Source organism: Orenia sp. (genome assembly GCF_055140805.1).
This window is the reverse complement of the sequence record NZ_JBSQYM010000002.1, coordinates 19,429-38,743: the sequence shown is the minus strand read 5'-3', so window position 1 is coordinate 38,743 and position 19,315 is coordinate 19,429. Positions and strand designations below refer to the sequence as shown.

Annotated in this window: 18 protein-coding genes; 16 read left to right on the top strand and 2 right to left on the bottom strand. The window is 33.0% G+C overall.

From position 1 onward, the window contains the following. Positions 1–2 precede the first annotated feature (2 nt). From panD to ACTCDL_RS00420, 9 genes are all read left to right on the top strand, one after another. Positions 3–353, top strand: a complete 351-nt coding sequence (gene panD, locus ACTCDL_RS00460; RefSeq protein ID WP_463173243.1) for an aspartate 1-decarboxylase — start codon at positions 3–5, stop codon at positions 351–353. A gap of 227 nt (positions 354–580) precedes the next feature. Further along, positions 581–1,099 (top strand): ECF transporter S component, encoded by a 519-nt coding sequence (locus tag ACTCDL_RS00455; RefSeq protein ID WP_463173241.1) that lies wholly within the window; start codon positions 581–583, stop codon positions 1,097–1,099. 133 nt (positions 1,100–1,232) lie between these two features. Next, on the top strand, positions 1,233–1,691 hold the full coding sequence (locus ACTCDL_RS00450) for a hypothetical protein (RefSeq protein ID WP_463173239.1): 459 nt from the start codon (positions 1,233–1,235) through the stop codon (positions 1,689–1,691). Positions 1,692–1,978: 287 nt separating this feature from the next. After that, complete coding sequence (locus tag ACTCDL_RS00445; RefSeq protein ID WP_463173238.1) at positions 1,979–2,710, top strand: NAD+ synthase; 732 nt, start codon at positions 1,979–1,981, stop codon at positions 2,708–2,710. A 113-nt stretch (positions 2,711–2,823) separates the two neighbouring features. Next, positions 2,824–3,597, top strand: a complete 774-nt coding sequence (locus ACTCDL_RS00440) for an IclR family transcriptional regulator (RefSeq protein ID WP_463173237.1) — start codon at positions 2,824–2,826, stop codon at positions 3,595–3,597. A 33-nt stretch (positions 3,598–3,630) separates the two neighbouring features. Next, positions 3,631–5,661 (top strand): sigma 54-interacting transcriptional regulator, encoded by a 2,031-nt coding sequence (locus ACTCDL_RS00435; RefSeq protein WP_463173235.1) that lies wholly within the window; start codon positions 3,631–3,633, stop codon positions 5,659–5,661. Between the two features lie 319 nt (positions 5,662–5,980). After that, positions 5,981–6,244: an HPr family phosphocarrier protein gene (locus ACTCDL_RS00430; RefSeq protein WP_463173233.1), complete on the top strand. Its 264-nt coding sequence runs from the start codon at positions 5,981–5,983 to the stop codon at positions 6,242–6,244. A 17-nt stretch (positions 6,245–6,261) separates the two neighbouring features. After that, positions 6,262–7,968, top strand: coding sequence for a phosphoenolpyruvate--protein phosphotransferase (gene ptsP, locus ACTCDL_RS00425; protein ID WP_463173232.1), 1,707 nt, complete (start codon positions 6,262–6,264; stop codon positions 7,966–7,968). 130 nt (positions 7,969–8,098) lie between these two features. Further along, positions 8,099–8,587, top strand: coding sequence for an FxsA family protein (locus ACTCDL_RS00420; RefSeq protein ID WP_463173230.1), 489 nt, complete (start codon positions 8,099–8,101; stop codon positions 8,585–8,587). 26 nt (positions 8,588–8,613) lie between these two features. On the opposite strand, the gene ACTCDL_RS00415 is transcribed toward ACTCDL_RS00420, so the two are convergent. Together ACTCDL_RS00415 and ACTCDL_RS00410 are read right to left on the bottom strand one after the other, a co-directional pair. After that, positions 8,614–10,275: a methyl-accepting chemotaxis protein gene (locus ACTCDL_RS00415; protein WP_463173229.1), complete on the bottom strand. Its 1,662-nt coding sequence runs from the start codon at positions 10,273–10,275 to the stop codon at positions 8,614–8,616. A gap of 185 nt (positions 10,276–10,460) precedes the next feature. After that, entirely contained in the window at positions 10,461–11,972 is a 1,512-nt protein-coding gene (locus ACTCDL_RS00410) for an amino acid permease (protein WP_463173227.1), read from the bottom strand. A gap of 422 nt (positions 11,973–12,394) precedes the next feature. On the opposite strand from ACTCDL_RS00410, the gene glnA reads away from it, so the two are divergent. From glnA to ACTCDL_RS00375, 7 genes are all read left to right on the top strand, one after another. Then, positions 12,395–13,726 (top strand): type I glutamate--ammonia ligase, encoded by a 1,332-nt coding sequence (gene glnA, locus ACTCDL_RS00405; protein ID WP_463173226.1) that lies wholly within the window; start codon positions 12,395–12,397, stop codon positions 13,724–13,726. A gap of 217 nt (positions 13,727–13,943) precedes the next feature. Beyond that, positions 13,944–14,396: a DUF441 domain-containing protein gene (locus ACTCDL_RS00400; RefSeq protein WP_463173225.1), complete on the top strand. Its 453-nt coding sequence runs from the start codon at positions 13,944–13,946 to the stop codon at positions 14,394–14,396. Between the two features lie 61 nt (positions 14,397–14,457). After that, the gene (locus tag ACTCDL_RS00395; RefSeq protein ID WP_463173224.1) at positions 14,458–14,865 is read left to right on the top strand and encodes a hypothetical protein; all 408 of its coding nucleotides are present in this window, start codon (positions 14,458–14,460) and stop codon (positions 14,863–14,865) included. A 147-nt stretch (positions 14,866–15,012) separates the two neighbouring features. Beyond that, positions 15,013–15,429, top strand: a complete 417-nt coding sequence (locus tag ACTCDL_RS00390) for a YwiB family protein (protein ID WP_463173223.1) — start codon at positions 15,013–15,015, stop codon at positions 15,427–15,429. 1 nt (position 15,430) lies between these two features. Continuing rightward, on the top strand, positions 15,431–17,098 hold the full coding sequence (gene argS / locus ACTCDL_RS00385) for an arginine--tRNA ligase (RefSeq protein ID WP_463173222.1): 1,668 nt from the start codon (positions 15,431–15,433) through the stop codon (positions 17,096–17,098). A gap of 137 nt (positions 17,099–17,235) precedes the next feature. Continuing rightward, positions 17,236–17,391: a XapX domain-containing protein gene (locus ACTCDL_RS00380; protein ID WP_097017356.1), complete on the top strand. Its 156-nt coding sequence runs from the start codon at positions 17,236–17,238 to the stop codon at positions 17,389–17,391. Between the two features lie 189 nt (positions 17,392–17,580). Continuing rightward, on the top strand, positions 17,581–19,176 hold the full coding sequence (locus tag ACTCDL_RS00375; protein WP_463173221.1) for a CTP synthase: 1,596 nt from the start codon (positions 17,581–17,583) through the stop codon (positions 19,174–19,176). Positions 19,177–19,315 lie beyond the last annotated feature (139 nt).

Below are 19,315 nucleotides of genomic sequence, written 5' to 3'. Positions count from 1 at the left end.
TTATGTTAAGAATGATGCATAAATCAAAAATTCATCGAGCCACAGTAACTGATGCCAATTTAAATTATCTAGGGAGTATTACTATCGATGAAGAATTGATGGAAGCAGCTGATATTCTTCCTAATGAGAGGGTACAGGTTGTTAATAATAACAATGGAGAACGCTTAGAAACTTATGTTATTGCTGGTAAGAGAGGTTCAGGAGTTATCTGTTTAAATGGGGCGGCAGCTAGAAAGGCTCAAAGAGGGGATACTGTAATTATAATCTCCTATGCCCTGATGGATGAGAGTGAAACTAGAGAAGTAAGCCCTAAAGTAGTGTTAGTTGATGAAGATAATCAGATTGTTTCTTAGTATGATTGGGGATTGATACAAAAGAGAGATATTACGACACTTTGTGTCGAGTGTGAGCTATGACTGTGAGTGTGTGTAAAACTTCTTTTTATTAGGGTTTACTCACACTCACATACCCACTCACGCTAATTTTAAAAGTGTCGCAATATCCCATTGCGCGATAAGTATCAATTTATAACAAACGAAATGATTAGATATTAATTGTTAAAAATTAAGGAGGAATATTAATGAAGTTTACAGTAAGACAATTAACGATAACTGGAATACTAGGAGCGATATCGTTGTTGCTTGGTTCAACACCCTTAGGTTTTATTCCAGTCCCTACTCCAGCGGGATCAGCTACTATTATGCATATTCCAGTAATTATTGGAGCGATTATGGAAGGTCCCTTAGTAGGAGGTTCTGTTGGTTTGATATTTGGACTCTTTAGTTTCTTGCGTGGTGGTGCTGCATTATTCTCAGATCCGATAATTGCTATTGTTCCAAGGGTTTTGATTGGCATATTTGCTGCATATTTTTATATTTTTATTAAGAATAATTTAATAGGAACAGGTATAGCGGCTGTAGTAGGTACCTTAACTAATACAATTGGTGTCTTATCATTAGCAGTAATAAGAGGCTATTTACCTAATTGGGAGACAGCTGCTACTATCGCCGTTACTCATGGGATTCCAGAGGTTATAATCGCGGTATTAATAACAGTATCTATTGCTAAAGGTATAGAGAAGTCTCGTTTGGTGGCTTGATTTCAACAGGTGATAAGTTAATATATAGTAAAAGGAGTAGGGAAATTATTCCTATTCTTTTTTTATTTTAAAGGGCAAAATTATTAATCAAAATAATCGTTTTATGGTATTCTAATAAAAAGGAGGTAAGAGAATGAGCAAGTTTTATACCAGTAAAAATAATAATTATGGTAAAGAGATTGATTATGCAAAAGTTACTAATCTATTTAATAGTTTAATTTCTGCCAAAGGATATGGAGTTTTATTAGATTGTGTTGTTCCTCAAATCCGTAATGTCGATTATCCCCATGGGATTTCTAAACCTATACCTTTTTTAAGAGCAGTAAATTTAGAGGATAAATTAATGTTGGTGATGGTAGAGTATAAGCTCTATGTTCCAGGTGCTGAAAATGATCAAGAATTGGCCTTGGAGATAAATAAAGATGATTTTAAGGTATTTAAAAAAGAGGATGAGATTAATTTTCTTTATCATGATGATAAGGTGATTGAGATTAAATTACATAATTCCTTTGATTTCTCTTATGATCTAGATGATGAAGAGGTACTTCCTACATTATTATTTATTGATTGGGTTAGTAGCCCTTTTATTTAATGATTATTAAGACTTATAGAATATGATTTATGAGGGATTGAATGTAGTTTAAGGTTGAGTAAATTTAAGAGTATAAAGCAGATAATAGTTTAAACTTAACCTTAAACTTTAGATGAAACTGATATAAACATAATTATTCTAAAAAGCTGTTAAATAACCATTATTAGTAGACCAATAGCTATAAAATTATAGTTTAACTTTTGCAAATTATTCTATTTGTGTTATAATTAATTAAATAAGAATGCGGTTACAATATAATAGTTATTTAGAGGTTTGGAGGAGAAAAAATGTTAGAAAAAGATTATAATTCAATTATCGAGCAATTGGTAGAATGGATTAGAGCTAGGGTAACAGAGGCAGGCTGTAGTGGAGCAGTAGTTGGTTTAAGTGGTGGGATTGATTCAGCAGTAACGGCTACTTTATGTAAGAAGGCTTTTCCAGATAATACTTTGGGTGTAATTATGCCTTGTTATAGCAATCCACAAGATGCTTTGGATGCTAAGGCAGTAGCTGAAGAATTTGATATCCCTTATAAGGTAGTTGATTTAAGCTCTACTTTTGATCAGTTGCTAGAATCAATTGAGGGTAAGGCTGATGTAGAGAAGAGTATGGCTGTTGCTAATATCAAACCTAGATTAAGAATGACTACTCTTTATTATCATGCTAGTATCAATAATAGTTTGGTAGTAGGTACTGATAATAGAAGTGAATTGAAAGTTGGCTATTTTACTAAATTTGGTGATGGTGGTATTGATATTGCACCTTTAGGTAATTTAGTTAAATTAGAGGTGCGAGAGGTGGCTAAACTTTTAGGAGTCCCAGAACAGATTATTACAAAAGCTCCATCTGCAGGGTTATGGGGTGGACAGACAGATGAGTCTGAAATGGGGATTAGTTATGAAGAATTAGATCAATATATCCTAACAGGTGAAGCAGAACCTAGAGTTAAGAAGATAGTTGATGATTTGGCTGCTAAGAATGCTCATAAGTTAAAGAGTATTCCTATTCCTTCATTTTAAATGAATATATATGATAATTTTTAGGAGTGAACATCTTGTTCACTCCTATTTTCTTTTCATATTATGATAAATATGTTATAATGTTTTCATATTATAAAAATGGAGGTTGAGAGATGGGGCAGACGTTAGTTCAGTCAGTAGATAGAGCGTTGAGGATTTTAGAATTATTGGTAGAACAGAAGCAATCAATGAATTTAAGCGAGATTAGTGAAATAGTAGATTTAAATATTAGTACTGTACATAGGCTATTAAATACATTGATATATAGAGGTTTTGTTGCAAAAGAGGAAACTGGCAGATATAAGTTGGGGGTTCGTATCTTTGAGATAGTTAGTATTTTAGAAGATTCTTTAGATTTAAAAGCTATAGTTCGTCCTTATTTAAAAGATATTGTGGATGAATGTAATGAAACTGCTAACCTGGTTATCTTAGATCAAGGAGAGGTAGTTTATATTGATCAAGTTGAATCAACTAATTTAGTCAGAATGTTTGCTAATATTGGGAGTAAGGGGCCTGCCCATTCTTTAGGTGCTGGTAAGGTCTTGTTGGCTTATTTAGATGAGAATGAATTGAATAAAGTATTAAAAGAGGTGGAATTGACTAAATTTACTTCTGAAACTCTTACTGATATCAAGGAGCTGAAAGAAAATTTAAAGCAGATTCGATTACAAGGTTACGCTATTGATTTTGAAGAGATGGAAGAAGGAGTTAGGTGTGTTGCAGCACCTATTAAGAATGGTGATGGAGAGGTGATTGCTGCTATTAGTGTCTCTGGTCCTAATATTAGAATTACTGATAAGTTTTTATATAATAAATTAATTCCCTTAGTGACAAGTAAGGCTATGGAGATTTCAAAAAATATTGGAGGTATAAGAATTAAAGGCTGATTGTATAATACTTTGTAGATGGAGGAAAATTAGATGGTGAGAAATAAAATATTGATTTTTGAACATGAAAAGGGATTGCATGCGAGGGTAGCAGCCTTAATAGTTCGTGAATCGATTCAACTACAGAATAAATATAAAGATAAATTATTTATAGGTAGAAGTGAAAATGATCTACTTCCTGCAACAAGTTTAATCTCAGTTATCTCTAGTAATATAAAGTATGGAGATAGGATAGTGATAGTCAGTAAAGGTGATAATGCTGATAAGTCTATAGAAGAGTTTGCGGAATTTTTAAAAGGCAAATTCGATTTAGATGACAAACAGACAAGAGATGAGATTGACCAGGTTCTTCAAGAGACTACTTTAACTATGGATAAAGTTTTTAATAATATCGCCAATGGTGTAATTGTCGTTGATCAGGAAGGTGTAATCACTAGTTTCAACCCTGCTGCTGAAAAAATTACAGGCTTATCAGCTAATAGAGTGATTGGTGAAGATATAAATTCTGTTATCTATAACTCTAAACTCAAAGAGATAATTAAATCTGGTCAAGCTGAGCTAGGTAAGAGGCAAGAGATTAGTGGTGCAACTATTGTCACCAATAGAAATCCGATATTTTCTAATGGTCAGATTATTGGAGCGATTGCCGTCTTTCAGGATATCTCCACTATAGAGAGGTTATCTGGGGAATTAAAAGAGGTAAGAGCACTAAAAGAGAGGCTTCATTTAATTTTAGAATCGGTGCAAGATGGAATCTGTGTTGTTGATAGAGAAGGTGCTATTGAATACCTTAATCCAACTTATGCCAAAATGTTAGATGTAAATATAGATACTGTAGTTGGACGCAAATTAGAAGAGGTCAATCATGATAAGACCTACCAGCAGGTTTTAGAGACAGGTGAGAGTATAACAGGAGTTGTAACAGAGAAAGATAATGATTTGGTTATTATATTTAACATATATCCTATCCAAGTAGATAGAGAGATAGAAGGGGCTGTTTTAGTAGCAAAGAAGAAGATAGAGATAGAGAAACTAGCTGATCGGCTAAAGGAACTATCGGCTAAAGCTGAATATTTAGAACAGGAATTAAAGAGAGAAAGAGAGCTAGACTCTTCTTTTCAAAGGATCATTGGAAGAAGTGGAGTCTTAAAGGATTCTCTAGTTAGAGCATCTAAAGCAGCTGAAACAACATCGACAGTTTTAATCAGAGGTGAAAGTGGTACTGGCAAGGAGTTGGTAGCTGAAGCAATTCACTATGCTAGTAATAGAAAGGATAAGCCTTTTATTAGAGTTAATTGCGCAGCTATTCCCTCTAATTTGATAGAAAGTGAACTTTTTGGACATGAAAAAGGAGCTTTTACTGGTGCTATTAATAAAAAAATTGGGAAATTTGAACTTGCTGATGGCGGTACTATCTTTTTAGATGAGATTGGGGAATTATCTGTTGAATTACAGGTTAAATTATTAAGAGTATTACAAGAGAGAGAGTTTGAAAGAGTTGGAGGAATAGAGCGAGTCTCTGTTGATATCAGGGTAATTACAGCTACTAATAGAAATTTAGAAGAGATGATTCAAGATAATAAATTCAGAGAAGATTTATATTATCGCTTAAATGTTATACCGATTATTTTACCACCACTTAGGGAGAGAAAAGATGATATACCTGTGCTTGTAAATCATTTCTTAGACAAACTATCTGAAAGGTTGAATAAGAAAGTTGATATTATTTCCCAAGAGGCTTTAGAGATATTAACTAACTATTCCTGGCCTGGTAATGTTAGGGAGTTACAGAATATTGTTGAAAGGGGAATTAATTTCACCGATAGTCAGGAGATTACCCTTGATGATTTGCCTGATTATATAAGAAATAATTATCAACAACAGAAATCTCTAATCAATCTAACCTCTGAGGGAGAAATAGCTAGTATAGAAGAGTATGAACGAGAGATTATTAAGCAGGCTTTAGAGAAATACAAAAGTTTTAATGCTACTGGTAAAGTTTTAGGAGTTACTCATAAGACTGTAGCTGCTAAAGCCAGAAAGTATGGATTGGTTAAAGAGTAGTTGGTAAAAAAGAACGATCAGTTGGTAAAAAGTATCAACTAAATCATTTTATTAAATGAATAAAAATTATATATTTTGATTTTAGAATGATTTTAAGGTTTTATTTACTCATTTAGAGCTTTTTATACTTATTATTTATAAATATATAGTTTTTTATAATTTATTCTTTAATATACTATTTTTTAAACCTTTTTTTGGGCAATTAGATTTATTTTTGGTATTTTGGAATGGAACTTGCATTAAATAATTAGTGTATGACCGCAGATATAATTTTGTTAAAATTTTAAATTTAAAATATAAATTATTTGGAGGTATTCAAATGGTAGAGAAAAAAGTTGTAATTAAAAATGAAACAGGTATTCATGCACGTCCAGCATCTATGATTGTTCAATTAGCTAATAAGTATGGTGCTGAGGTTACTCTTGAAAAAGATGGAAATGAAGTTAATGCTAAAAGTATCATGGGAATTATGAGTTTAGGTGTTAGTAAAAGTACTGAGGTTACTGTCAAAGCAGAAGGAGAAGATGCTCAAGGTGCAGTTGATGCATTAGTTGAATTGTTAGAAAGTGGTTTTGGAGAATAGGAAAGGAGTTGACAGTAATGAGTAAAGAGTTAATGGGGACGGCAGCTTCTCCAGGAATAGCAATTGGTAAGGTTTTAATTTTAGAAGAAGAGAATCTTGATTATCAAAAGAAGACTGTTGAAGATGTAGAAGGTGAAAAAGTAAGATTACACGATGCTTTAGAAGAATCTAAGGAACAATTGCAGCTTATTAAAGATAAAGTTGAAAGAGAGATGGGAAATGATAAAGCTGAGATATTTCAAGCCCATCTATTGGTATTATCAGATCCAGAATTAATTTCGGCTGTTGAAAGTAAAATTGATAGTGCAAAGGTAAATGCAGAAGCAGCTTTAGATGAAACTGTAGAACAATTTGCTACTTTGTTTGCAAATATGGATAATGACTACATGAGGGAAAGAGCGAGTGATATCCGTGATGTAGGAAGTAGAATTTTAAAGAATTTATTGGGCATAGACAGTATCAATTTAGCTACTTTAGATGATGAGGTAGTATTGATTGCAGATGATTTGACTCCTTCTGATACAGCTCAAGTTAATAAAGATAAGGTTTTAGGTTTTGCTACAAAAATTGGAGGTAGAACTTCTCATACTGCAATTATGGCACGTTCTTTAGAATTACCTGCTGTAGTTGGAGTTAGTGAGATTTTAGATATAGTAGAAAATGGAGACCAAATTATTGTTGATGGGGTAGATGGTGATATTATCATTAATCCTACTGATGAGCAATTGGCTTCATATAATAAGAAAGCTGAAGAATATGAGCAAAGAAAGGCTAGATTGGCTCAACTTAAAGATTTAGCTGGAGAGACTAAAGATGGACACAGAGTTGAATTAGTAGCTAATATAGGAACTCCTAAAGATGTTAAAGGTGCTTTGACTAATGGGGCTGAAGGCATTGGATTATTCCGTAGTGAGTTCTTATATATGGACAGAGACTCTTTTCCTACTGAAGAAGAGCAATTTGAGTCTTATAAAGAAGTAGCAGAAAAGATGGAAGGTCCAGTTGTAATCAGGACTTTGGACATTGGTGGAGATAAGGAATTATCATACTTAGACTTACCTGAAGAGATGAATCCATTCCTTGGTTATAGAGCTATTAGAATCTGCTTAGATAGAACAGATATCTTCAAAACTCAATTAAGAGCTATTTTAAGGGCTAGTGCATATGGAGAAGTGAAGATTATGTATCCAATGATTTCTGCATTAGAGCAATTAAGAGCAGCTAATGGGGTTTTAGAAGAGGTTAAAGAAGAGCTAAAAGCTGAAAATGTGGACTTTGATGAAAATCTTGAAGTTGGAATGATGATTGAGATTCCAGCAGCAGCTATGATAGCTGATATATTGGCTAAAGAGACAGATTTCTTCAGTATTGGTACTAATGATTTGATTCAATATACAACTGCTACCGATAGAATGAATGAAAATATCTCTCATTTATATCAACCATTCCATCCAGCATTATTACGTTTAATTAAACGTGTTGTAGAAGCAGCTCATGGAGAAGGTAATTGGGCAGGAATGTGTGGAGAGATGGCAGGAGATAAGAGATTAGCTCCTTACCTTCTAGGAGTAGGATTAGATGAGTTTAGTATGAGTGCTGTTTCTATTCCAGAGGTTAAAGACCAAATTAGAAATATGACTTTAGAAGATGCAAAAGAGATTGCTCAAAAAGCATTGACTTTCTCAACTGCTGAGGAAGTTGAAGCTTTTTTAAGTAATATATAAACATACAATTTTAGAATTACTCCTCAAAAAAGCAACTGTGCAGGCAGTTGCTTTTTTATAATTATTTTGTATATTTTATTTAATCACGATATAATGGTAGATAATAACTTATAATAAGAAGGTGATAATCATGTTTTTGAGGTTATTATTATTATTTACTATAGTTCCCATGGTTGAATTATCAATATTGATTAATTTAGGTGGTTATATAGGTCCTCTGGCTACACTTGGTCTAGTTGCTTTAACTGGGATAATAGGTGTTAGTTTAGCCCGTGAGCAAGGATTTGTAGTAATAAGTAAGATTAGAAGTTCACTGGATAAAGGAAAGTTGCCTGCTGATAGTTTAATTGAAGGGTTGTTAATCTTAATTGGTGGAGTAATGCTTTTAACTCCAGGACTATTAACTGATATTACTGGTTTTTTATTGATTATACCTATAACTAGAAATGTGATTAGAGATATAGTCAAGAGTAAATTTAAAGTACACATTAATCATCGTTATACTTCTTTTACTCATCAGGATAGGGGTAGTAATTACTCTGAAGTTAGACATAAAGAAGATGATGAATGGGAAGATTTATCTGAATCAATAGATGTAGATTATGAAGAGATAGATTAGAAGAAGCTGGTATTATACCAGCTTCTTTATATTTTGAATTGTTCCATTAATTCAGTTAAGTGTTGTGCCATATCAGCTAATTCATGAGAGGAATTATTGATATTTTGAGACATAGATTGAATATCAATAATAGAATTGCTAACATTAGTACTTTTATCAGTCAATTCTTCAGTAGAATTAGAAGCCCCTTGTATACATGAAGATGTTTGATTGATAGATTCTTGAATTTGATTGAAGGATTTGCCTGCTTTTTCAATAAGTTCATTCCCTAACTCTGCTTTTTGGGAGATATTAATGATTGAGTCCAAACTATTTTGAGAGTTATACTGGGTTTCTTTAATTAATTTAGCAATCTTCTCTGTAGCTTCACTAGTATTTTCAGCTAAATCTCTAATCTCATCAGCTACAACTGAAAATCCTTGTCCAGCTTCCCCAGCTTGAGCAGCCTCGATAGCAGCATTTAATGCTAGCAAATTAGTCTGTTCAGCTATATTATTAATTAAATCGATGATTTCTCCAATTTCTTTTGAATTTCTATCTAATTTATGAATAAGCTCGACACTATGATTAATAGAGTCATTAATCTCTTTAATCTGTTTGATAGCATTTTTTAGATTTTCATTTCCTGTTTCAGTTTGAGAAGTAGCAACCTCTGATAATGATGCAATTTCTTGGCTACTTGTTGAAATTGTTTCAATCTTAGTGATAATATCGGTAATCGTATCTACAGATTGAGAGGTAATATGAGTTTCTTCGTTAGTAGCTGATGATAGTTCTTCACTATAAGCTGATAACTCTTCAATTAATTCTGATACTTTTTTAATTAAATGTCTAATTTTTTTATTGCTTTCATTGAAGGTTACACTTAATTCCTCTAATTCATCGTGGCTATTAATATTTAACTTATGATTAAAATTACCTTTAGCCATTTCATTTAACCCTTTCAATATTTTTTTAACAAACTTAGATAAATAATTAGAGAATTTAGCAGAGATAAAGATAGATACTACTATTACTAAGATTAATGAAATTATTAATATATTTAGAATATTTGATTTAAATTGATCTATTTTAGTATTTTGCTTTTCTAAGTACTTATTAATAACTGATTCATAGTCTCCACTGCCAATCCAATAATTTGTACCTTTGATTGGAGAGACATAAAAGAATTTCTTTTCTAGTTTTTTGGTCTGTGGATGTTCCCATAATGAAACAACATAGCCTCCACCTTGTTTAGCAGTTTTTATTAAATCTTGGATAACATATTGATCTGTCCCATCAGTTCTTTTTCGTGTTAAATTGATTAAATTTTTGCCTACTAGGGATTGGTTAGCGCCATGACCTACAACTTTTCCCTTATAATCATACATATAGAAGTATCCTGCTTCGCCAAATTGAACTGATTCGGATATTTTTCTCATCTCTTTTAATAATTCTTCTTCAGACATCTTATTCTTATTCTCATTATAAAATTTGCTTAGACTTTGAGCAATTGTTTCAACTGCAAATTTACTCCCTTGTTTCTCTTTTTCTAAAACCACATTTTTAAATAAAGCTTTATCATTTTGGGTCAGTTGACTAATCTGGTAATAAACTATTCCCCCCACAAAGCTAATTGTTAGAAGAAAGGTTAGTACCATGGTTAGTAAAATTTTAGCCTTTAAATTTAACTTTTGATAGATTTTCATATATTTTAGCCCCCCTTTTTTCTAATTATATATTTTTTTATTATTCTATAATAATAACTTCGACATTTTAAAAAAAAAGCCTCTTACTTAAAAGACAAAATTTAAATTAAATGTAAAAAAATAAAAGGGGAACTCAAATTGCTTTGAATATTTTTTAAGAACAAAGAGAGGGGCATTGAAAATGGTTAACTCTTCTTATTATTTATATCATTATTAGGATAAGACTTATTTACTACTAACTCTTCTGAAATCTCCCAGTTAGTAGCTGGTTTTAAAGTTTTTATTAATCTCTTTCTTTTATTTGTACTATCTGTTGTATATATATCTTTAAGGCCCAATATTTTCGTAAAAGATATCTTCTTGTTTAATTTTATTGACGAATATAGTTTTAGAATTATATAAGAAAAAGTATAAAATCCTACAAGTAATAATCCTGCTACAAGTCCCGAGCCTTGTCCTGGAATCAAGGGCATACTAATTATAATTGCTATTAAGAAAAATAGTGCAACTAGAGAAGTAGTAGGATATCCTGCAAGTTGGCAGCTTCCTGAAGGGGGACAGCCTTGGGTCTTTCTAAACTTATAATGGGTAGCCATAATAATTGTATAAACAAAGAGTAAAGAGAACCCACCTGAACTTACTAAAAAGACATAAATTTCACTGGGTAATATATAAGCTAAGCCTACGCCTGCAAGCATACCTACTCCAGAGAATATTATTCCACGCAAGGGAATATCACCTTTATCTTTTAGCCATGAAGGAGCAGAACCTTTCTTAGCAAGAGAGCGGACCATTCTCCCTAGTCCAAATATAGCTGCCAGCATTGTTGATAAGATTGCTATAATTAAGATGGTATTCATGATGTTTGCAATCCAATTAATTCCCAATCTATTGAAAGCTGCTACAAAAGGTCCGACTTCTTCTGTAAGTCCAGCTGTGGGAATTAAAGGAAGCATTGTAACAATAGCCAAAGAATATAGACCTACAAGTCCTAATACTGTATATTTGATTGCACGGGGGATGGTAGAGTGAGCATCTTCTGCTTCAGAAGCAGCTAATCCAATCACCTCAAATCCTGCATAGGTAAACATCACTATCAGCATACTACCTGCAATACCTGATATACCACCAGGAAGTAATGGTTCAGTGGTTAAAGCACCAAAACCAATAGCTGTTCTGTTTGGGATTATCCCCAAGATAAGTGCTATACCTATTAGTATAAATGCTATAATAGCTGATAGTTTTATTAAGGCTAAACCACTTTCTAAAGTTGTTAGTATTTTAGCCCCTAATAGATTTAAAGATGTTACTCCAATAATGATCAATACAGATGTTAATGGCAAGGAAATTGCTGGTAGCCAAGATCTAATTAATAATGATGCAGCTGTAGCTTCACTGGACATAGCTAAAATCAATCCAGTCCAATAAACCCAGCCTACAACAAATCCAACTAGAGGACCAAACATTTTTTCAGCATAAGTTCTAAAAGAACCTGGCAGTTGTTCTGCTACAGTCATTTCAGAAAGGGCAGTTAAAATAATATAAACTAATGCTCCTACTAAAAGATATGAGATTATGATACCAGGCCCAGCTGTTCTAATAGCTATAGCAGACCCTAAGAAGAAAGAACCACCTACTACCGTTCCAAGGGCTAGCATAGTAAGATGCCAAACCGATAATTTACCTTCCTTAGACATATTAATACCTCCTGTATAGAGTTAGATTATATCTTATAGTATATCCCAGTTGGTATTTATTATTAAAATGTAACAAAGATTTATATAATTATAGATTTCATTGGTAATTATAGCTGATAAATCAAAAATATAAAATTTCTAAATAATTATTTATTGATAGAAAAGATGGAGAGATTTCGAATATAAAAATGAATAATTAGAGACAATATTTATAGAGCTCTCCCCTAAGTGGTATTTGCTAATAACTAGAAGATTATTTATTCTGATTTTAATAGCTAAAAATGGATTGATTTAGATGATTAAACCGTATATTTTAAACTTATAATAAAATTTTTTAAAAACATTGACATCAACTTGACATATATTCTCTTGTCTGTTAAGATAGAAAAAAATAAAACAGAATCTAAGGAGGAAGTAGCGAGATGAGTAACTTTACTAAGGAAGATATTTTGAAAAAAGCTGAGGAGTTAGAAGTTAAGTTTATCAGATTGCAATTTACTGATATTCTAGGAGTAATTAAAAATGTAGCGATTACAGTTAATCAATTAGAAGATGCATTAGACGGTAAAATTATGTTCGATGGTTCGTCTATCGATGGTTTTACTAGAATCAATGAATCTGATATGTATTTAAAACCAGATTATGATACATTTACTGTGTTTCCATGGAGACCAAAGGATGGTGCAGTAGCAAGATTAATCTGTGATGTATATATGCCTGACGGAACTCCATTCGAAGGTGGACCAAGAAATGTATTAAGAAGAGCTTTAAAAGAGGCTGAAGAGATGGGTTACCAAATGTATGTTGGACCAGAACCGGAATTCTTCTTATTTGAAAGAGATGAAGAAGGGGAAGCAACTACTATTACTCATGACCAAGGTGGATACTTTGATTTAGGTCCTATTGATAAAGGTGAAAACACTAGACGTGATATCGTATTGGCTTTAGAACAAATGGGCTTTGAAATGGAAGCTTCTCACCATGAGGTTGCTCCAGGACAACATGAGGTTGACTTTAAATATGAAGATGCTTTAAAGACTGCTGATAATATTGCTACTTTTAAGTTTGTAGTTAAAGCTATTGCAAACGAGCATAATTTACATGCTACATTTATGCCAAAACCAATTTTTGGAGAGAATGGTTCTGGAATGCATATGAATCAATCTTTATTCAAAGATGGAAAGAATGCATTCTATGATGAAAATGATAAATTAGGCTTAAGTCAAGTGGCTTATTATTACATAGGTGGATTATTAAAGCATGCCAAGGCGATTGCAGCTATTACTAATCCAACTGTTAACTCTTATAAGAGATTGGTACCAGGATATGAAGCTCCAGTTTACTTAGCTTGGTCTGCTTCTAATCGTAGTGCTTTAGTTAGAATTCCAGCTGCTCGTGGAGCAGGAACTAGAGTAGAGATGAGAAACCCTGACCCATCTGCTAACCCATATCTAGCTACTGCTGTCATGTTAAAAGCAGGATTAGACGGAATTAAGAATGAAATTGAACCACCTAAAGAGGTTCTTGAAGATATCTTCGAAATGACTGCAGCTGAAAGAGAAGCAGCGGGTATTGATAATCTTCCAGGTAGTCTTTTTGATGCTATTCAAGAATTATTAGCTGATGATTTAGTGAAAGATGCTTTAGGAGAGCATGTTATAGAGCACTTTGTAGAGGCAAAAATGATTGAATGGGATGTATATAGAACTCAAGTACATCAATGGGAATTAGACCAATATTTAAATGTATTTTAATCAATTGATTAAAATAAGATTAAAGCAGATTGCCTACCTAGGCAATCTGCTTTTTTTATTTCAATCTAATTATGTTTTAATAATGTTTAGTTTTTTATAATTATGAATAAGCTTATTTGATAGGCAATAAATAATAGATACTAATTAACTCTTAAATAATCATTAAATACCTGTTATAATAGATGCAGGAATTAAAGAGCCGAAAGGGGTCTGAATAATGCAAATTAATGTAGTATTAATAGTAATAACTATTTTGGGGATGATTGCTAAGAACAATTCTCTGATTATTTCTGGAATAGTATTATTAGCTGTCAGGTTGCTTAAAGCAGAGCAAGTTTTGAATATTATTGATAACTATAGTGTTAAAGTAGGGATTATTCTAATTATGTTAGGGGTCTTAACCCCTTTGGCAACAGGAGATTTAAAATTGGAAGGGATAACAGAAAATCTATTAAATCCTCTTGCGATTTTAGCTCTAGTTATGGGAGTATTAGTAACGCAATTTACTAGAGAAGGGCTATGGTTGATGGAGAATCAGCCAACTGTAACGGTTAGTTTGGTCTCTGGTGTTATTTTAGGTGTAGCCTTTTTTAGAGGTGTTCCAAGTGGTCCTTTAATTGCTAGTGGGATTACAGCAGTTATTTATAAGTTAATATCTTTGTTCTTATAAAAAGAAGTTTAGGTATAGTTTATGAAATAAACTATTAAATTAGAATAAGGAGTGGGGTTTGATGAAGAAGGTGCTAATTGCTTACTCTAAAGATGAAAAATTGCTTAATATAGTAGATGGATTAAAGTCGGGTTTTGAAGAACAGGGAATTAAAGTAGATAGAGAAGTGATTTCAAAGAATTCAGCCAAAGTCTATTTTGGTAGATATGATCTGGTAATGGTAGGTAGTCTTAACTTAGGAATATTTGGAGGAAAGATAGATTCAGAGGTGGATTTATTTTTACAGAATGCTAAGATGACTACTGGGCAGGATGTTGTTGCTTTTGTACAAGAAAGATTTTGGGGAAGATCTAAAGCACTCAAAGCCTTAATGAATAAATTAGAGTCTTTAGGATGTGTTGTTAAGGATTTTAGAGAATTATCAAATAAAGAGCAGGGTCAACGTTATGCAAAAGGATTTAAATTATAGTCTTGAAAAAAATAGGGCTAGAAGGTATAATTAATTATTGTTGTATTATAATATTTTGGTGAATGATTATTATTTATTCAATTTTTATAAATAAAGAGTAGATGATTATCGATTATTAATTAGTAGCTATAGAAAGAGGTAGATATCTTGCCACAAGAGGTAAAGATTAGTATTAATAGTTTGCAGGTTGAAGGTGTAGATGAAAACTTGATTACCTTTAAGACAAAAGGTTTACTTTATAATAAAAAGGGTATTCATTACTTAAAATATAAAGAAGATTTAGAAGGTTTAAAGGGTGTTGAAACTACTTTGAAGATTAAAGAAGATGAATTAACTTTAATCAGACAAGGGCAGGTAAGAATGATACAAGAGTTTATCCCTGATAAACTAAGTAGTTTTGATTATCATACACCTTATGGAACTCTAAAATTTCAAATTGAGGTCCAAGAATTAAATATAGATATAGGTTCTTTTCAAGGAATCATTGATTTAAGTTACCAGTTATATAATGAAGAAGAGATGATAAGTAAGAACCAATTAAATATAATTTATAAGGAGGATTAACATGGCTCTGGTGCAAAAGTTAGAGGAAAGATTAATAACAGAGATAGAGCAGGCAATTAATAATGCAAAAGAGCTGAATGTCGAGAAGCTACCTAATATTAAATTAGAAGTACCACGTGACTCAGCTCATGGTGATTTTGCAACTAATATTGCTATGGTTTTGGCTGGACAAGCCAAGATGGCTCCACGTCAAATAGCTGAGATAGTAAAAAAGAACCTAGCTGATGTGAAATTGATTGAGAAGGTTGAAGTGGCAGGACCAGGTTTTATCAATTTCTTCTTAAGTAATCAATGGTTGTATGATGTCTTAGTAGAGATTGAAAAACAAGGTGAGAGTTATGGTAGAGTTGACACAGGTAAGGGTAAAAGGGTACAAGTAGAGTTTGTAAGTGCTAATCCAACAGGACCTCTTCATGTAGGTCATAGTCGAGGAGCGGTTGTTGGGGATGTATTGGCTAACTTATTAACTGCTGCTGGATTTGATGTTAGCAAAGAGTATTATATCAATGATGCTGGAAATCAGATGAATCTTTTAGGAAAGTCTGTAGCAATTAGATATCAACAGTTATTAGGGGAAGAGGTTGAATTTCCTGAAGATGCTTATCAAGGTGATTACATAAAGGGTATTGCCCAAGCCATTATTGATGAAGAGAATGATAACTACTTAAAGGATGCTCAAGCAGAGGATTATGATTACTTTGGAGAGTATGCTTATAAGATATTATTAGCCAATATTGAAGGTGATTTGGCTAGCTTCGGGATAGAGTTTGATAATTGGTTTAGTGAACGTACTTTACATCCTGAAGCTATAGATCAAGTTGTAGAGGAATTTAAGGATTCTGAATTGATTTATGATAAAGAAGGTGCATTGTGGTTTAACTCTAGCAAATTTGGTGATGATAAGGATAGAGTAGTAATCAAAGATGATGGTGCTCCTACCTACTTAGCTGCTGATATCGCTTATCATAAAAATAAGTATGACCGTGGATTTGAAGAGGTTATCAATGTTTGGGGTGCAGACCATCACGGATATATTGAGAGGATGAAAGCAGTAGTTGAGGCTTTAGGTTATGATAGAGAGGCTTTACAGGTTATCTTAGTTCAACTTGTAACCTTATTACGTGATGGCGAACAGGTACCTATGTCAAAGCGTGCTGGTAACTTTGTTACTATGCGTGATGTAGTTAAGGAAGTTGGTAAAGATGCTGCTAGGTACTTCTATGTAATGCGTAGTACTGATAGCCACTTAGACTTTGATTTAGAGTTGGCTAAGAAGGAATCGAGTGATAATCCTGTATATTATATTCAATATGCTCATGCCAGAATCTGTAGTATCTTAGAGCAACTTAATAATGAGGGTATAAAGCTACCTCAAGCAGACGGCTTAGATTTAAGTCAGTTAAATGATGAGGCTGAGATTGATTTGATTAAAAAATTAGCAGATTATCCAAATGAGATAACAAAAAGTGCAGAGAGTAGAGCACCACATCATATAGCTCGTTATGCTTATGATTTGGCTGCTGCTTTTCATAAATTCTATAATAAATGCCATGTTTTAATTGAAGACAAAGCTTTGATGGAAGCGAGAATAGTTCTAGTTTTAGCAACTAAACAGGTATTACTTAATGTATTAAACTTATTAGGGGTATCAGCTCCAAAAAGCATGTAACATAAAGGTAGTGATGAGTAAAGAGTAATGGGTGACGAGAATATGTCTCTACTCGCCACTGCTCACTGGTTACTTGTTACTATTTATGAATTTGGTGGTGTTTAGAAGGATAGAATAATATCTAAGGAGGAATAGTTATGAATCAAATGTTGATGGCGACTATAAGTGGATTGATTGTTGGTGCTTTGTTCGGATTTTTGAACTTACCTATTCCTGCTCCACCAAATTTAGCAGGGGTTTTAGGGATTATAGGAATATATCTAGGGTTTATACTCATTAAGTCTTTTACGTGAATGAAAAAAGACTAGAAAATTAGGGGTAACTGTCTCTAAATTTTCTAGTCTTTTTATATGGCAGAAGCCAAGATAGACGTCTGACAAATAAGTTGGGTTGCTTGTAAGTGTGAGAAGTAGTGACCTCTTTTGGTGCTTATTGTTCAGTTTTAAATTAATTGCTCACACTAATATAAAGGAGGAGAATACATGACAAAGTATATTTTTGTAACTGGAGGAGTTGTATCATCACTGGGTAAGGGAATCACTGCAGCATCATTAGGAAGGCTATTAAAAGAGAGGGGTTTGAAGGTAGCTGTACAGAAGTTAGACCCTTATATCAATGTTGATCCAGGTACTATGAGTCCTTATCAGCATGGTGAGGTATTTGTTACTGATGATGGTGCTGAAACTGATTTAGATTTAGGCCATTATGAAAGGTTTATTGATATAGATGTAAGTCAGAATTCTAATGTTACAACAGGTCAGATTTATTCTACAGTACTTGCTAAAGAACGTAGAGGAGATTATTTAGGTGGAACAGTCCAAGTTATTCCTCACGTTACTGATGAAATGAAATCTAGAATCAAGCGTTTAGGAGAGGATAAGGATGTTGATGTTGCCTTAGTAGAGATTGGTGGTACTGTAGGAGATATCGAAGGGTTACCTTTCTTAGAGGCTATTCGCCAATGTAAGAGTGATTTTGGTGCTGATAATGTAATGTATGTACATTGTACTTTAGTACCTTATTTAGCAGCAGCAGGGGAGCTTAAGACAAAGCCAACACAACATAGTGTTAAAGAGTTAAGGAGTCTAGGGATTCAGCCTGATGTAATTGTTTGTCGTACAGAACATGAATTACCTAAAGAAGTTAAAGAGAAGATTGCACTGTTTTGTGATATTGATAAAGATGCTGTTATCCAAGCTAAGGATGCTAGTTGTATCTATGAATTACCTCTGATTATGGAAGAGGAAGGGTTAGCTAGAATTGCTCTAAAGAAATTAGGACTTCGTTCTAAGGTCTCTGAACCAGACTTATCAGAATGGAAGCAGATTGTTAGTACAATGAAGAATTTTGATAAAAAGACCACTATTGCGATTGTAGGTAAATATGTAGAACTACAAGATGCCTATATCAGTATTTCTGAATCTTTACAGCATGCAGGAATCAGTAATAATGCAGAGATTGAGATTAAGTGGGTTCACTCAGAAGATATTGAAGAGGGGAATGCAGTTGAGTTTTTAGCTGATGTAGATGGTATCTTAGTTCCAGGAGGATTTGGTGATAGAGGTGTAGAAGGAAAGATAGAGGCTATACGTTATGCTCGTGAGAATGAAGTTCCTTTCCTAGGAATCTGTTTAGGTATGCAATGTGCAGTAATTGAGTTTGCTCGAAATGTATGTGGGATGGATAAGGCTCACAGTGCTGAATTTGTTGATACAGATTATCCAGTAATTGATTTAATGCCAGAACAGAAGGATATTGAGGATATGGGTGGAACAATGAGATTAGGATTATATCCTTGTAAACTAGCTAAGGACTCTGTTAGTCGTGACTTATATCAAGAAGAGGTAATTTATGAGCGTCATCGTCATAGATATGAGTTTAATAATCAGTTCCGTAAGCAGTTAACTGAAGCAGGATTACTATTATCTGGAGTATCTCCTGATGATAGATTAGTAGAGATTGTAGAAGTTCCAGAACACCCTTGGTTTGTAGCAAGTCAATTCCATCCAGAGTTTAAATCTAGACCAAATAGACCTCATCCGTTATTTAAAGGATTTGTAGAGGCTACAGTTAAATAATTTTAATTATTAGAGGCGAGAATCTTCTCGCCTTTTTTTAATAAGGAGATTAATTTTTTTAGAGGTTGTGGATAACTTGTTTAAAGTGGTTAAAAAAAGTAGCAACGAATTAACGCGAATAGCACGAATTAAAATTTAA

Coding starts and splice junctions, on each gene's coding strand:
- panD (WP_463173243.1), top strand. CDS start 3: ATGTTAAGAATGATGCATAAATCAAAAATTCATCGAGCCACAGTAACT.
- ACTCDL_RS00455 (WP_463173241.1), top strand. CDS start 581: ATGAAGTTTACAGTAAGACAATTAACGATAACTGGAATACTAGGAGCG.
- ACTCDL_RS00450 (WP_463173239.1), top strand. CDS start 1,233: ATGAGCAAGTTTTATACCAGTAAAAATAATAATTATGGTAAAGAGATT.
- ACTCDL_RS00445 (WP_463173238.1), top strand. CDS start 1,979: ATGTTAGAAAAAGATTATAATTCAATTATCGAGCAATTGGTAGAATGG.
- ACTCDL_RS00440 (WP_463173237.1), top strand. CDS start 2,824: ATGGGGCAGACGTTAGTTCAGTCAGTAGATAGAGCGTTGAGGATTTTA.
- ACTCDL_RS00435 (WP_463173235.1), top strand. CDS start 3,631: ATGGTGAGAAATAAAATATTGATTTTTGAACATGAAAAGGGATTGCAT.
- ACTCDL_RS00430 (WP_463173233.1), top strand. CDS start 5,981: ATGGTAGAGAAAAAAGTTGTAATTAAAAATGAAACAGGTATTCATGCA.
- ptsP (WP_463173232.1), top strand. CDS start 6,262: ATGAGTAAAGAGTTAATGGGGACGGCAGCTTCTCCAGGAATAGCAATT.
- ACTCDL_RS00420 (WP_463173230.1), top strand. CDS start 8,099: ATGTTTTTGAGGTTATTATTATTATTTACTATAGTTCCCATGGTTGAA.
- ACTCDL_RS00415 (WP_463173229.1), bottom strand. CDS start 10,275: ATGAAAATCTATCAAAAGTTAAATTTAAAGGCTAAAATTTTACTAACC.
- ACTCDL_RS00410 (WP_463173227.1), bottom strand. CDS start 11,972: ATGTCTAAGGAAGGTAAATTATCGGTTTGGCATCTTACTATGCTAGCC.
- glnA (WP_463173226.1), top strand. CDS start 12,395: ATGAGTAACTTTACTAAGGAAGATATTTTGAAAAAAGCTGAGGAGTTA.
- ACTCDL_RS00400 (WP_463173225.1), top strand. CDS start 13,944: ATGCAAATTAATGTAGTATTAATAGTAATAACTATTTTGGGGATGATT.
- ACTCDL_RS00395 (WP_463173224.1), top strand. CDS start 14,458: ATGAAGAAGGTGCTAATTGCTTACTCTAAAGATGAAAAATTGCTTAAT.
- argS (WP_463173222.1), top strand. CDS start 15,431: ATGGCTCTGGTGCAAAAGTTAGAGGAAAGATTAATAACAGAGATAGAG.
- ACTCDL_RS00380 (WP_097017356.1), top strand. CDS start 17,236: ATGAATCAAATGTTGATGGCGACTATAAGTGGATTGATTGTTGGTGCT.
- ACTCDL_RS00375 (WP_463173221.1), top strand. CDS start 17,581: ATGACAAAGTATATTTTTGTAACTGGAGGAGTTGTATCATCACTGGGT.